Below are 14,303 nucleotides of genomic sequence, written 5' to 3' on the forward strand. Positions count from 1 at the left end.
CGGCGAATCGCGCGGCCCGAACAGCCAAAAAAGGCGCGGCGGAATCGCTTCCGCCGCGCCCCCGGATTTGTTGTCTCGCTGGTCCAGGGCTGAGAGCGCCCCGATGCCAGGCTGATTGCTCAGCGCCTAGCGGGCGATCCCAGCGAGGTGACAGCGCTTGAGACAAGACACTGGATCACCTCCTTTCTTTGTTGATGGGACCAGCAATATAGGTGGCGAATCTGCCGCTGTTAAGGCCGCCGTCCATCCGTCCGATCCGGGCCAGGAACCGGTCGCATTGCGCGGACATATTCTCGTTTACCGGCGCACAAGGACGCCCGCCGAGGCAGTTGAGACGGCCGTCCGGCCGTGTTAGGTGATCGCTTGATGCGGGTGTAGCTCAATGGTAGAGCAGCAGCCTTCCAAGCTGAATACGAGGGTTCGATTCCCTTCACCCGCTCCAATGATTTCAAGCGCTTAGCGGAATATTTCATTTCCATTCCGACAAGGGCGCCGAATCCATTCCGACAAATGTTCACTTTCTGGCCGCCTGCTTGCGCCGCTTGATGCGCTTGATCTGCGCGTCCTGCTTGGCCTCATCGTCGTGATGAAGGTCGTGGGCCATCGCCTTGGTCGACGACCATTGGCCCTTCTTCATCAGCTGAGTTTCGGTGAGGCCGGACGTGCTCGCCTCGGTGGTCCCGCCATGCCGGCCAAACGACGTGAAGGTCAGCTCAGGACGCAAACCCGCGGCCAGAATGATTTTCTTCGAAATGCGCTCGACTTGAGTCAGCATCTCGCCTTTGCCGCTCCACGGCAGACTGCTGCCATCTCGCCGCCGCATCAGGCCCCCCGTCGGCCGCAATGCTTCAGGGCGTCGAGCTCGGCCATCAGCAGGGGATAGAGCGGCTTGCCCTTCTTATCGAAGAGCGGCTCCCAAGAGCCCGTGCTCGTCTTGTAGTTGATGACATAGACGTGGTTCGGGCGGCTTTCCGGCCGGTAGTGCGCCTTGAGTTGGTCGATTGCGCAACTCGAAGAGGAATTTGAACGCGCTCAGGACTGCGGCGACAGGGGGGCAATCGAAAAAGTCGTTAGCGAACTCCGCTTCCGCACCACCCCCAAGGCCGGTTCGCTGCTTCAGGCCGCGGAAAGATTCCTGGGCACTGCCGAGCAGCCGCGCAGCGAACCACAGGGCGCGGCAAAACCGCCGCCGAAAGCAAAGACGGGCCCGGCGCCAAGCCGTCTCCCGCCGCGAAGGGCAAGCCTTCGCGTAATCCGACAGGGGAGCAGCAGCAGGCCATCGATCAGTTTCAGCGCGGCGGTTCCGTGAAAATCAACGCCTATGCCGGGACGGGCAAAACCTCAACGCTCGAATTCCTGGCGCACAGCACATCCAGGCGCGGTCAATACATCGCGTTCAACCGCGACATTGTCCGCGATGCCAAGGAGAAGTTTCCCAACACGGTGAACTGCTCGACCAGCCACGGTCTCGCCTTCAAGGCGACGCCCTCAGCCTATCGAAACAACTCCGATAAAATGACCAAGAGGGTCAACGCCAATCAGCTTGCCGAGATGTTGAACCTGAAGCGGTGGGACGTTGACGGCCGGCACGTCCTGCGACCGCGATCGCAGGGGTATCTCATCCTCGATACGTTGCGTCGTTATATGCAGAGCGCCGATGCCGATCTGGCAGCGCATCACGTTTCCCGCCACGGTTCACTGCTTGCCGTCCCCGAGGCCACGATGCGGGCCGTGACGGAGTTCGCGCTCCACGGCGCAAAGCTCGTATGGGGTCGGATGAGGGGCGAGACCGATCCCATGCCACTCGGTCACGACGGCTACCTGAAACTGTGGGCTCTCAGCAATCCCGCGATTGCCGTCGACTTCATTCTTCTCGACGAGGCGCAGGATACAAATCCGGTTGTCCAACAGCAAATGGACGGCGCGCTCCGTGACCCTCGCTAATTTCCTTTTGGGCCAGGTGGCCCAATCGGACCTGCAGGCCCCGGAGGACCTGCCGGCCCCGCAGGTCCCGGAAGGCCGCAATTCTGAATTACTACGTCTCGCGTATCCGATCCGGAGCTGATTTTAACGGTGCAAGTCGACGGAAATTCTGGACCAATCCACCTGAAACCGCCGGTCGCAGAGCTCTCGACCTTCACCGTCTTGCTCGGGCTGATCTTGATCTCTACGTTGGGGTCGCGCGGACGGCGGACCCTTCCTACAATGACTAACTCTCCCCGAGTTATATTCGCTGTGGTGATAAATATCTCCGCATGTGTATTTCCGGGCCACATCGTCACCAAACAAGTTGTGGCAATCGCGGTATTGCCGACTAGCTTCGAAAGCATGGCCAATCTCCCTGTGTCCCCTCTCCAAAAATCGTCTATGGTTGAACCAGATACTGGGAAGCCCTGCGATGCAACTTGTTCGATCGCATGCAGGTCTGCTCCATTATAGTCGTGAACAATCGGCTTGTCCTTAGGCGGAGCCGAAGTGGGTCTCTCAAGCTCACCTTAAAGTCGGCATTCCAATATGCAAATTGGGGATCCTCTGTAGAGGGCAACTAGTGAATGTCAGGTGGAAGTGACCAGCGGAGGCGGTAACCGAATCCCGAGGGAGGTGCTCTTCCGTTTCGAGCATTGAACGAGTCACTCCAATCGTGATGGGGAATCCCTCGCCCTCTAATAGGTGATCTCCCGATACCCGGTGTTATCGTCTGAGCGCACGGTGCGCATCTGAGCGAGACCGGGGCGGGTTACTTCTGCTTGGTCTTCGTCGTGCGAGGTCTTCACATGGTTTAAGCGCATCACCCCAGATGTTTTCGCCGTTCGCGTTGACATCGATGGTGGTCGGCTCGATGGTTGGGTTCGGTATCTTCTCGCTGACGTATCCGGTCACCCGAGGTGCGGTGGATTAAAAAGCTCGATCGGGCAGCCCGGAAAGGAACGAGGAAGTCGGGTGCAGGCGGTGACGATCGATGAAAGTAAGACTCGTTAGTTCTCTAAAAGTTGCGGTTGCGCTGTTTGGGTTAGCGGTAGCGGTGCTTCTCGCCATCCGCATCTACGATTCGCAGAGGGGGTTGCCCCTCGAGCCGTGGCACACTTACGTGCCCCATGAAATGAGTGAGGACGAGCTAAACTCAGCCAATTGGACGCAGTATCTCGAAGCCGAAGCAAGAATATCCGCAGACGTCAAGCGTGAGGTGTCTCAGAAGCTTGGACCCGATGAACGTGTGCCGGCCAATCGCTACTTCGAGGAAAGCCCTGTTTATCCGGCGCACTTTGCGCAGGATTTTAATCGTTCATTTGTGCTTGAACCCGAGGGAAGGCCAATTGGCGTGGCCGTATTGCTTCACGGGCTGACGGATTCTCCGTATAGCCAGCGTCATATCGCAAGTTTTTACCGGGACCACGGATTTGTTGCGATTGTGCCGCGGTTGCCAGCACACGGTACTGTTCCGGCCGCTCTGACCGATGTCAGGTGGGAGGATTGGGTTGCCGCGACCCGCCTGGCTGTACGCGAAGCGCGCCGGCGCGTGCCGACAGGACCACTGCATTTGGTCGGATTTTCGAATGGTGGTGCGCTGGCCTTGATCTACGCATTAGATGCGCTTGGCGACGAAAAACTAGCGAAGCCGGATCGACTAGTGTTGATCTCGCCTATGGTGGGCATCACGCGCTTCGCGCGTTTTGCCGGGCTTGCGGGGTTACCGGCGCTACTACCGGCTTTTGCGAAGGCGGCATGGCTTGGCATAGTACCGGAATTCAACCCCTTCAAGTACAACTCGTTTCCAGTCAATGGCGCGCGTCAATCCCACCGGCTCACTCAGACTCTGCAGTCGCGGATCGCTGACTACTCTCGCGATGGCAAGATTGAGCGGTTACCACCTATCTTGACCTTTCAATCTCTGATCGACTTCACTGTGAGTACGCGAGCGATTGTTTCTTCACTCTACGATCATCTTCCCGCAAACGGGAGTGAGCTAGTATTGTTTGATGTCAACCGGACCGCGAAGTTCGGCCCGTTGCTGCGGGCAAGCGCGGATACTGCACTTGCTCGCATTGTGCCGCGCGGGCCGCGACGGTATCGCCTCACCGTCATCACGAACGACGATAGTGGCGGTGATGATGTGATCGAGCGCGTGACCGAGCCAAATAGCAGCGTCGAGAAGTCTCGTGCTCTTGGGTTGGTGTATCCGCGTGGGTTCTATTCACTGTCGCACGTTGCACTGCCGTTTCCAATGAGTGATTCTCTGTATGGGTCCGAACCGGATGGCTCTGAGAATTTCGGAGAGAACCTTGGTGCATTGGCACCTCGAGGTGAACGCAACGTGCTGATTGCGAGCCTTGATACCCTCATGCGGGCGTCTTCTAATCCCTTCTTTTCATATCTGATCGAGCGAGTAGGGGAGGGGATCCCTGCGAACTCAACAAAAGCCGGTCAAGGCGTCCAATAGGACGAGGAGCTAAGTCTGCGGTCGTGCCCCGGAGTCAATCACAGACTAACCAATGTACTGCGAACCGCATTTCGGACTAGAGCATTTTCGGTTCTGATTGAATCAGAACCGAAGCTCTAGATTCTTGTTTTGACGCGTTTTCTCCACGCGAACCGGGTCCATTTCGCTCCAAAACGCTCTAGCCCGGCAGTCGGCACGTTTGTCCATTGTTCGCAATGACCGTCTCTGGTGCTTCTTGCAACCAAAACCGTATGGGTTGTCTACACCAACGACACTTTCCCCGTAGCAAGGTCATAGACGCCGCCGACGATGCGCAGCTCGTTCTTCGCAATTAATCCTGCGAGGATGGGGCTCGCTTTCTTCAGGTGTTCGACGTTGTATCTGACATTCGCAACTGTCGCCTGCTCGGTAAGATTGGCGTCGCCCTTCTTAACCACCGCTTCAATTCCAGGCTTCATTGCAGTGACGAGCCCGGCGATATGACCTGGCAGATGATTGCCCTTCTCCAGGGCCTCCACAGTGGCTTTCACTGCGCCGCACTCGGTGTGGCCAAGCACCATGATGAGTTTAGTTCCTAAAACGGCCGAGCCGAACTCTAGGCTACCGAGCCCTTCGCTTGTGACGAAGTTGCCGGCGATGCGAACCACGAAGAGATCACCGGGCCTTTGATCGAATGCGAGTTCCGGCGCGACGCGGGAGTCTGCGCATCCAAGTATCGCGGCGAAGGGAGCTTGCCCGATGGCAGTATTTGCCCGGTTCGCGGAGAAATCACGCTCGTGCGGCTGGTTTGCAACGTAGCGGGCGTTCCCGTCCACCAGCAGCTTCAGCGCCGCGTCCGGCGCATCCGCAGCTCGTACCGGCTGAGCCTGGGCGGGGCGCGGAAGGAATGTGCTGCCCATCACGGAAATCGCGGCCAGTGCCAAGCCACCTCGCACCAGTCCTCGTCGTCCGATAGCTGCGTTCGCACATGCGTCACACATAGTTTTGCTCCTCTGCAACAATATTGACAGGCTCATGGCCTGTATCACTCGGGTTGAGCCGCGTTCACTTCGGGACGATATTCTTGTAAACGACGCCGTCCTTCATGATGACGAGAAACTTATTCGTCGGGTCCGCGACGAGACGGATGTCATTCAACGGGTCTCCGTCGACGAGCAAAACGTCGGCTAGCGCGCCTTGCTCGATGACGCCTAATTTGCCTGGATAGGGGTTACGCGGGCCAGACAGAGCAAGCAACTCTCCGTTTGTTGAGGTGGCCATGGTGAGCGCTTCGGCCGGCGTGAACCATCGCGTCAGATCCACAATTTCCTGGCCTTGATGCTGAGCAAGCGCCTCCGAAAACAGGATGTCGGTGCCAAAGGCAGTCTTGATCTTGTATTTCTTGACGAAACTGTAGACTTGGTTGGTTCCGTTCACGACCTGCATCATCTGTTGCTGCTGTGCAGGCGGAAGAACCGCAGCGCCACCCAGATCCGTGAACGGCTGTGTGCTCAACCAGACGCCTTTCTCTGCCATGAGTTGGGCCGTAGCTTCGTCCATCAGATGGCCGTGTTCGATGACCTTCACTCCTGCCGCTATCGAGCGCTGAATCGAGGCTGACGTATAAGCATGGGTGGCAACATAGGTCCCCCAATTCGTTGCCGCCTCAACCGCCGCCTTAAGTTCAGCGTCCGTAAAGGTGACGACGTCGAGTGGGCTAAACGGTGAGGCGACGCCACCTCCGGCCGTCAGCTTGATCTGAGAGGCGCCTTGCATGAGTTGTTCTCGTGCCCGTTTTCGGACTTCGTCGGGGCCATCTGCGATGGCGGTTCCTCCCAGGTCTTCGGCCCGGCTGAGGGGACCGCCTGGCGTTCTGGGTAAGTCGTAGAGTTCTCGAAAATCTCCATGACCTCCAGTGATCGTTATTACGGCACCCGAAGGATAGATGCGCGGGCCCGGGAGAATGCCTTCATCAATCGCTCTTTTGAGGGAGAACACCGGGCCGCCCATGTCGCGGACGGTGGTAAAGCCGCGCATGAGAGTTGCGGTGGCTTCCGCGCCGGCCAATAGCGTCGTGTAGCCTACGTCGTTGGATATCAACTGAGCGGGAGTAGGCCGGACCAGCATGGCGTGCCAATGCATGTCGCTGAGGCCCGGCATCAGGACACGACCGCCACCTCGAATGATTTGGGTATCCGCGCGCCGATCGGCTGGAATCTGGTCTGTTGTAATCCGCTCGATGATGTTGCCGCGGATCAAGACGTTTGACGGAGCTGAAAGAGATGGGTTTTCGCCATCGAAGATGCGGACATTTTCGAAGATCGTGATTAAAGATCGCTCCTGCGCCCACACCGCATTGAAAGGTTGGGACGCATATGCCAGGCACGTGACGCCCGCGCAGATCAGGGTTCGTAACATTGGCTCCCTCATCGAGTCAGCCGCGCGTTGCTTCGCAACCAACCGTCCGGACTAGAATGGCCCGCAAGAAGGGTAGCCGCGACTACGTGAGTTGTTCTATCCGGCGAAACCCTTGGTTCAGCTACGGGCATCCCCACGTGAAGCGCCTAAAGATCGCAGCGAACCCGTAAGGATCGAGTGGCGGGCCGCCGTCCGCGCGATCACTGTTGGTCGCATTGAGATCGACGCTAGCGATCTGCAGCCTCGCCTGGCCTAAGGGCCCGCTTTGATGCCCCTATGAGAGGCGATTCTCCGAAATGCGCGCGACGGGCATGCGAGAGACGGAATAACCTTCGCGGCTGATCCGCCGCGCGACTTCGTTGTATGATGGCCATCAATCCTCTCGCATGACACGGTCGCTTGCATGCGAAACAATAGCGCGTGGACAAGAATTCATAGCTAGCTTGGAACGTCGGGTAACCGTTCGACGCTGCCCGAGCAACGCCTTCGGTTGGGTGAATCGGTCCACCCCGCGACATCGCAATCAATTGCCGACTGTGAAAAGGGACGCCCGCATGCCGCGGAAAGCACGACAGGTCGCCTTAAGGCAACGTTGCAGCAGATATTTTCCGGCTAAGGACCGATGTTTTGGGCCACGCTGGCGCGCTTGTTTCAGCGAAACCTGGGATTCTGCGGTGTTGGGGGGCGTGCTTCGAACGGCAACGCATGATCTCAAATCTAAGATCGAGTTCGCGATGGTCTGCCATCCAGACCAGCTGCGGAATGGAATCGGACAGCGAGTGGAACTGCTGCTCGCGCGCGCAGCGTCGCTTCGGCCTGTTTGCGTTTGGTAATTTCCTCGGCTGCCACGTTGCTTGTTTTGACGCGTTTTCTTCACGCGAACCGGGTCCACTTCGCTCGAAAACGCTCTAGCGTTTTCTTCGGCATGCGATGGACGTTGCTCTGATTGCTCCCTACGAACTCAGGGACATTACCTATATTGTCCTCTCGGATCACGTGCTACCGCGCGTCGATCTCCTCGTCGGCCAACGACTGTCGTGATGAGAACAGAGCATTCCGCCTTGCGGTGGCGCCGCGACGCTGCACTCTCGTTGGTCAATGCGGAACTCAGTTGTGCGACGGGCGTCGAGGTTGAGTGTTGCGATCAAGCATTCATGCAAAGGAGCCTAAAATGCGTCTAAGCATCCTGGCGTTGGCGCTGCTTGCAAGCCTTGCCACGTTAACTTTCTCAAGCCATGTCCAGGCAGCTCCTAACGATCGATACTGTCTACAGGGTCGCCGATGGGGCATTCCTGGCAATTGCCAGTTTGCCACACGTCGGCAGTGCCTGGCCGCAGCGTCCGGCACGAATGCTAGTTGTGGGCTCAATCCGCGCTACGCGTTTTCAAGACGGCGTTAGTCAAACGAACGCGACGCTTCCGGGTGAGGGACAGGTCATTATTTGGAATTTGGGTAGCGGCCAGACCGCGTTGCGGGGGTCGAGCTACGCCGACAGCGTTCTAGCCGGCGCTACTGGGTTCCGACGGAGCCGAATGATCAGCCGACTGGATTTCGAAGTCGTTCGCTCGGGTCTGCCAGACGCTCGGTCAGAAACGTTCTCCATTCACGCTAAGGATTTGCATTCTTGTGTGAAGACATGCATTCGCGTCCGTCAGGAGAATGAAGTCGCGGACATTCTCGAGCTGAGTATGTGTTTCGCGGAGGGCATCAGGTTGGATCGTCGGATTTCGGTAAGAACAAGCCCTTGGAACGATTGCTTACCAAACTCAACGCTTTCGGCCGTGTAAGACAGATGCGCTGGTTATGTTCCGCGATGGTCGCTGTGGCCGCAAGTGCCGCCCTGCTTGGCTGTGTGTCCGTGTACAACTTACCGGTCAATGTGCCGCTGGATGATGCCGGCATCGGTCAGCTGAACGTCGGTCTCACGAGTACGGCAGATGATATTCTTGTCGGACTCTCTTTTTCGGGAGGAGGTACACGTGCGGCGGCCTTCTCATTCGGTGTCCTGTCTGAACTGGACACGCTGCCAGTCCGCGGTGCGGAGGGCTCCATGCTCGACCGGGTCGAATTCGTGTCAGGCGTCTCCGGCGGTTCGGTGACTGCGGCATATTATGGATTGAAGAAGCGGCTCGCCTTGAAAGATTTCCGTGAGCGCTTTCTCCTGAAAAATGCCGAGGAAGGACTGACCACCACAGTCTCTCTTGGAACAATCGGCCGCGCCTTTACCGGAGGCGTTAATGACTCTCGAGGCTTTACTGCCTGGCTCGATGCAAACCTGCTTAACGGCGCGACGTTAGGTGATCTCAGCACCGACCGACCACGGGTCTGGATCAATGCGACTGACATCTTCAATAGGGTACCTTTCGTATTTGGGAGCACGGCATTCACTGCGATTTGCAGCGATCTATCCAAGTATCCAATTTCCGATGCGGTTGCTGCATCCGCGGCCGTACCGATCGCATTTGCTCCCGTCGTCGTTCAAGCGTTTCCTGGTGCCTGCACTAACCTTTTGCCGCCGTGGGTCCGACGCTTGGCCCGCGATCGCAAGGCGCCGCCGATGGTCCGTTCCTATGCCGCTGCGATCGCCAGCTATCGAGATGGTGTGGTGCCATTTATCAAGCTGCTTGACGGAGGCCTTGTCGATAACTACGGAATTTCCGGCCTCACAATCGCGCGCGAATCCTCCGATACGCCGTACGGGCCCTTGACGCCGCAGCAGGCGGTAAAACTGCGCCGAGCGCTGTTCTTGGTGGTTGACGCAAAAACTGGGATCGCTGGCGATTGGGTTCACGCCGTCGACGGCCCCAATGGCGTCGAAACCGTCCGGGCTTCGGTGGCGTCGTCAATGGCTGCCAGTCTCGATGCGATTTACACCGTCTTCAACCGTACCATGAATGATTGGCAGACGTCGCTGGTGCGCTGGCGCTGCCAATTGTCCGCAACCGATCGTGCTAGGTTTGGCGTGGGACCCGGTTGGAACTGCCAGGACTTAAAGTTCTTTGTCGGTCGGCTAGGCTTCGATCAGTTCGATCCCGAGCGCGCTGCCGAGCTCGACGCGGTTCCGACGCGGTTTCAATTGCCTCCGGATCAAGTCGACAACGTCATCGCAGCAGGTCGGGATGCTCTTCGCGAAAGCGCAACGCTGCAGGCTTTCGTGAAAAGCAGGTAGTTCGGCAGCTCCGACGTCAGCTGGCGATATGGAGAATGTAACGGCTACGCGCCTTCGACGACGTGATCGATTTCACGGGTAGAGTATCTGCCGATGCTTTCACCATGCACCGCTAAGAACTCCTCCGCAGCCTTGCGGCCCTCTTCATGCAACGTGCAGAGGAAATCCCATTCGGCATTTAACTTCGAAGAGTAGCCGAGCGTACCCATGATCTTGTTTCGCACCAGGCGGACGATCCACGCGGACCAAGCGTCAAGTTAGTAACAGCAGCTGCGAGCTTCACTCCCCGATTGAACGCTCGATCGATAGTGGTTGGAGCGCAACCGTTCGTCGAGAGCTGCCGATCAGGACGTGTGCGCCGAGGCCTCGTCCAAATGCGAAGTTACCGCTAGCGCCCACATAGCTGCCGCGCAACCTGCCGGGACCGATACGCGAGTTCCTAGCGAAAACTGCCCAGGCGAGAGTCTCTGCACTGCACGTCAAGACCGACACGTCTAATCCGTCCCTCGTAGAGGTATCGCCAAGACGTGTTCCTCGAGTAAAAACAAGCAACGGAGCTGCTGGGCCGAACCAAGCACAAGCCCAACTCGTGGCGTGCTGGCACACACGAGTCTGCCGGCCCTGAACGCCTCGGCGTGTGCAGGAAGCGCAGTGATGGAGAGCAGAGCGACAAGCGTCAGCCGCAACACGCGGTTGAGCGGCAAGATGGGCCTCAAGGCCCTCGCAGCAGCGTCTAGAAAAGCCGCAAACAGTACCCCTGCGAAAACGATGAGGAGACTGGAGATCGTTTGCCAGACTAGAAGGACGGCGACGCATGTGGCGAGCAGGGCGAGGAATGCTGCGTCGCTCGTCAACCGCGAACGGGCCGGTCCGTTCGTCTTCGAGCACATGCTCGCGGAGCTGCTCTTGTTGCGCATGCATATCGTTCATCGATCGGTCAACTCGCCAGACGGGAAATTTCGCGAATTGTACCTGGCTCTAAGTGCGAACGCGGTGGCTGCCAAAGTGCGGATGGCGGCCGCCGCGGTGACGCCAATGGCGATGCTTGGCCGGATTCGTATTTGCGTTGCGAACCGCGCTCCCGGCGGGAGCTGTGACGGCTTCCTTCGGCGCCGATCCGCCATCGCCGCTTGATTGGGCTAGGGACGAGGTTGCTGGAGCAACTACAACCAAACCAGAAAGAACCAAGGTACCCCAGATAGTCCGGATCTTCATGTTCGCCTCGAAGTAACAGTGTGACGCGACCCTTCTCGATCTATGACCTTAGATGCGACGTTCCCCTCCGCACATCAGGGATTCTCTGTAGGCGTCGGGGCATGAAATCGGCATGCACGGCGTTATCTAGGCGAGCGTGGGACCTACACGAGGGGAACGGGCTCCGATCGCAACTGGAAGACGCTCCTGGATTGGTCAGCCGAGCGAAGCTCAACCCGGGCTGTGTTGCCGCGCGTCGCAGGCGGCGGAGCGCAGGATTCTGTGAATCTTTAGCGCGGATGTGGATCCGTCAGGCGGCCTGAACGCGCTGGCAAGTAGATGATTGTTGTTCGGGGCCCAGATGATCATTCGATACTCCCCGGACAGAACTTGAGGATTGGCTTGGCCCTGCTGCTTACACGCAACGTCAGACCTTGGTCGGGCCTTTGATCAGAATCTAGCGGCTACCGCTCGTAGGTGTCGGGGTCTTCGCAGGACGATGCTTCTGCGTCTCGCCGCCAATCGGCGTTAGCTCATATGGAACGCGATGAGCCTAGCAAATGCGGCGCGGGTCTCGATCATAATGTAGCGTCGGATCTGCACTGGTCGAGAGACGATGTATAGAAGATCCTTCAGACCGGCGTCCATCTCAGTCTCCAAGCGTGGATACCGCTGCGATATCTTCGGACAGCATAGCGGTCGAGTGCATTCAAACCGCGCGGATCGCGAATTAACGGCGTGCCCCGTCGTCTTAGCGCGAGCATTGAGAGCGGTGCCGCCGCTGGATTGCGCTAACGGATTGGTCAGCGGCGCATAAAAGGCGATCCAGCTGGACCGGCTGTCGATGGAGGTTGCGAACTGTCGACAACAGCGCAAGGTCATCACATCGTGATCGCTGCCGAAGTGACGCGATCCGAAAACGGCGGGACCGCTCAACGCGAATTGACTAGATCCCCGTAGTTCTCACCCGTCTCTTCGGGAGTATTCTCCTTGCCCCTGCTCGGGGTTTCTTCCGATGGCCCAGGAGACGTCGGGTGGTACTGTTCGCGACGAGCAGTCAAGTCGTGCGCGGACAGCTAAGGCGACGACTTGGTAGCGACGACAAAATGCTCAGGATCCATAAAACGTTCTGCGTCAATAGCACGTAGGAGACCTTGATGTCCGACTTGATAGTTATTGTCTATCCATCTGAAGCAAAGGCAGAAGAAGTCCGACAGCGCCTTCTATCTCTCCAGAAGGAGTACCTGATCACGATCAACGACGCCGTGATCGCGGTCAAGGGCGCAGATGGTAATGTCAAGCTTAACCAGCTTGTGAATACAACCGCCATGGGGGCCGCCTCGGGCAGCTTCTGGGGGCTCTTGGTTGGCATGGTCTTCTTGAACCCTTTGATCGGTGTCGCAGTCGGTGCGGCGTCAGGGGCCCTTGGAGGAGCGTTGTCTGACTTTGGCATCAATGACGCCTTTATGAAGGAGCTCTCCGGAAAGATCGAGGCCGGAAGCGCAGGCCTGTTCTTGTTGGTCAAGAATATGGCGACGGACAAGGTCGTGCGGGAAATCAAGGATGCGGGCGGAACGATCTTGCAGACGTCGCTCGACGACACCAAAGAGCAGAAGCTGCGTGACGCTCTCGCAATGGCGTCGGTCGCGCCACCTCCTGTGCCGTCAGCGACATGAGTCATGTTGGTCTAGAGAAAGAGGAGGCAACGCTGCAGTTCCTTCTGAAAAAGATCATCGGCGTCGGACTATTGGCGGTCGGCCTGGTCATCCTGGCGACGGGCATGACATACGCGTACGTTGGACTGACAGTCTTGGGAAGCGCAATCCTGTTGGTTGGTGCTGGGTTGCTCGCACTCAAGATCGTCTTGCGAAATCGATCTGCGCCGAATGCGTGACTGGCTCGTCGCGCGGAATAAACACAGAGCTGTTCCGATGATCGAACAATGGGAACGCTTCAACGATCACTCGGACTAAGGGGTCTACCAATGAAGCATGGTCTAACTCTTCTGCTGTTCGTTTGCGTTGCGATGACAATGACGCCGCCTACTGAGAGCTTCGCGCAGGCGGGGAGAGGCGCCGTTTCGGGTGCAATTATTGGAGGAGCGGTTGGCGGTCGACGTGGCGCGGCAATTGGCGCTACCGCCGGAGCGATCGCTGGCTCGCACCACCGGAATTGGCATAACTATTATTGGCGCCACGGGCAGTGCTGGTATCGCTCTCGCAGTGGACGTTCTCACGCTGTGTCACACCGGTACTGCCGTTGAGAAGTGGTTGCTCAGGTTGGCACACCAACTCTGTCGCTCATGAAACGTCAATTGGCCCGCCGGCGCAGTGCGCGGGGAGTCAAAGCAGTAGTTCAGGAACACTAGCCTTTATCTACTCGTGGGAGATAGGTTGATGGTGAAGTATAAGTACAGTGTGCTGACGGGCGTTTGTTTGCTGACTATCGGTCTATCGGCCCCGGCACTCGCGCAAGCACAGCCAATTCGGGTGGGTGGGCTGACTTGTGATACCGGCCCAAGGGTTGGATTACTTGTTGGCTCACGCCAGCGGATGAATTGCGTGTTCCGTTCGAATGCAACGGGACGACGATACTACTACACGGGCAGGATAAACCGGCTCGGTCTTGATGTGGGCGTTACCGGCGGTGGTAGGCTCTTTTGGGGTGTCTTTGCGCCGACATCGCACATCGGTCCAGGCACGCTGCGCGGGACCTACGTGGGTGCGAGTGGTAACGCATCGTTCGGTCTTGGTTTGGGCGCGAACGTACTCGTCGGTGGATCCAATCGTACAATTTCGTTGCAGCCATTGTCGATTGAAGGACAGTTCGGCGTAAATCTCGCATTGGGCATCGCAGGTTTGTCTCTTCGCTAGCCCCGACTTGCTGAGTCCGATTGATTGCCAGACGAGTGAAGCTGGAATGTCCTGGCTCCACAAGCCAACAGGTAGGCCTGTGCCTTCAAGGTTCCTCATGTACTGCGAGATGCTGGTGAGGAAAATCGTAACGGCACGATAGAGCACGAGGATCGGCATTTCGTAGAGCCCGATGCAACAATCCTACGACCTAACCGTCGCTCCAGGAGTGCTTCGCCCAATCGGCCCATGA

15 protein-coding genes and 1 tRNA gene are annotated in these 14,303 nt (G+C 57.9%); 10 read left to right on the forward strand and 6 right to left on the reverse strand.

What is annotated here, in order from left to right:
- Positions 1–368: 368 nt before the first annotated feature.
- Positions 369–442: transfer RNA gene (locus HAP47_RS16965), tRNA-Gly, on the forward strand.
- A gap of 72 nt (positions 443–514) precedes the next feature.
- Here the strand turns inward: HAP47_RS16965 and HAP47_RS16970 are convergent.
- Entirely contained in the window at positions 515–823 is a 309-nt protein-coding gene (locus tag HAP47_RS16970) for a hypothetical protein (protein WP_231168911.1), read from the reverse strand.
- A 482-nt stretch (positions 824–1,305) separates the two neighbouring features.
- Between HAP47_RS16970 and HAP47_RS16975 the strand changes: the two genes are divergently transcribed.
- Positions 1,306–1,944 carry a hypothetical protein gene (locus HAP47_RS16975; protein ID WP_176396210.1) on the forward strand — a complete coding sequence of 213 codons (639 nt, stop codon included), beginning with the start codon at positions 1,306–1,308 and terminating at the stop codon, positions 1,942–1,944.
- 1,015 nt (positions 1,945–2,959) lie between these two features.
- Positions 2,960–4,438 carry an alpha/beta hydrolase gene (locus tag HAP47_RS16980; RefSeq protein ID WP_173637259.1) on the forward strand — a complete coding sequence of 493 codons (1,479 nt, stop codon included), beginning with the start codon at positions 2,960–2,962 and terminating at the stop codon, positions 4,436–4,438.
- Between the two features lie 260 nt (positions 4,439–4,698).
- On the opposite strand, the gene HAP47_RS16985 is transcribed toward HAP47_RS16980, so the two are convergent.
- Both HAP47_RS16985 and HAP47_RS16990 read right to left on the reverse strand, forming a co-directional pair.
- Complete coding sequence (locus HAP47_RS16985; RefSeq protein WP_173640460.1) at positions 4,699–5,418, reverse strand: carbonic anhydrase; 720 nt, start codon at positions 5,416–5,418, stop codon at positions 4,699–4,701.
- A 64-nt stretch (positions 5,419–5,482) separates the two neighbouring features.
- Positions 5,483–6,835 (reverse strand): metal-dependent hydrolase family protein, encoded by a 1,353-nt coding sequence (locus HAP47_RS16990; RefSeq protein ID WP_173637258.1) that lies wholly within the window; start codon positions 6,833–6,835, stop codon positions 5,483–5,485.
- A gap of 1,171 nt (positions 6,836–8,006) precedes the next feature.
- Between HAP47_RS16990 and HAP47_RS16995 the strand changes: the two genes are divergently transcribed.
- Together HAP47_RS16995 and HAP47_RS17000 are read left to right on the forward strand one after the other, a co-directional pair.
- Complete coding sequence (locus HAP47_RS16995) at positions 8,007–8,234, forward strand: DUF3551 domain-containing protein (RefSeq protein WP_173637257.1); 228 nt, start codon at positions 8,007–8,009, stop codon at positions 8,232–8,234.
- A gap of 393 nt (positions 8,235–8,627) precedes the next feature.
- Positions 8,628–10,004, forward strand: a complete 1,377-nt coding sequence (locus HAP47_RS17000; protein WP_173640459.1) for a patatin-like phospholipase family protein — start codon at positions 8,628–8,630, stop codon at positions 10,002–10,004.
- A 44-nt stretch (positions 10,005–10,048) separates the two neighbouring features.
- On the opposite strand, the gene HAP47_RS17005 is transcribed toward HAP47_RS17000, so the two are convergent.
- The 3 genes from HAP47_RS17005 to HAP47_RS41580 all read right to left on the reverse strand — a co-directional run bounded on the left by HAP47_RS17005 (position 10,049) and on the right by HAP47_RS41580 (position 10,693).
- Positions 10,049–10,213, reverse strand: a complete 165-nt coding sequence (locus tag HAP47_RS17005) for a hypothetical protein (RefSeq protein WP_173637256.1) — start codon at positions 10,211–10,213, stop codon at positions 10,049–10,051.
- Between the two features lie 70 nt (positions 10,214–10,283).
- On the reverse strand, positions 10,284–10,496 hold the full coding sequence (locus tag HAP47_RS41575; protein ID WP_371821787.1) for a DUF992 domain-containing protein: 213 nt from the start codon (positions 10,494–10,496) through the stop codon (positions 10,284–10,286).
- Positions 10,497–10,498: 2 nt separating this feature from the next.
- On the reverse strand, positions 10,499–10,693 hold the full coding sequence (locus tag HAP47_RS41580; protein WP_371821815.1) for a DUF992 domain-containing protein: 195 nt from the start codon (positions 10,691–10,693) through the stop codon (positions 10,499–10,501).
- On the opposite strand from HAP47_RS41580, the gene HAP47_RS17015 reads away from it, so the two are divergent.
- From HAP47_RS17015 to HAP47_RS17035, 5 genes are all read left to right on the forward strand, one after another.
- Complete coding sequence (locus HAP47_RS17015) at positions 10,659–11,138, forward strand: hypothetical protein (protein WP_231169063.1); 480 nt, start codon at positions 10,659–10,661, stop codon at positions 11,136–11,138. The two genes, HAP47_RS41580 and HAP47_RS17015, sit on opposite strands and share 35 nt — an antisense overlap.
- Before the next feature lie 1,217 nt (positions 11,139–12,355).
- Entirely contained in the window at positions 12,356–12,874 is a 519-nt protein-coding gene (locus tag HAP47_RS17020; RefSeq protein WP_173637255.1) for a DUF1269 domain-containing protein, read from the forward strand.
- The gene (locus HAP47_RS17025) at positions 12,871–13,092 is read left to right on the forward strand and encodes a hypothetical protein (protein WP_173637254.1); all 222 of its coding nucleotides are present in this window, start codon (positions 12,871–12,873) and stop codon (positions 13,090–13,092) included. The genes HAP47_RS17020 and HAP47_RS17025 overlap by 4 nt, the downstream gene beginning before the upstream one ends.
- Positions 13,093–13,230: 138 nt before the next feature.
- On the forward strand, positions 13,231–13,461 hold the full coding sequence (locus tag HAP47_RS17030) for a YMGG-like glycine zipper-containing protein (protein ID WP_231168977.1): 231 nt from the start codon (positions 13,231–13,233) through the stop codon (positions 13,459–13,461).
- A 133-nt stretch (positions 13,462–13,594) separates the two neighbouring features.
- Positions 13,595–14,071: a DUF992 domain-containing protein gene (locus tag HAP47_RS17035; protein ID WP_173637253.1), complete on the forward strand. Its 477-nt coding sequence runs from the start codon at positions 13,595–13,597 to the stop codon at positions 14,069–14,071.
- Positions 14,072–14,303 lie beyond the last annotated feature (232 nt).

It is taken from the genome of Bradyrhizobium sp. 41S5 (assembly GCF_011516665.3).
Classification (GTDB): Bacteria; Pseudomonadota; Alphaproteobacteria; order Rhizobiales; family Xanthobacteraceae; genus Bradyrhizobium; species Bradyrhizobium quebecense.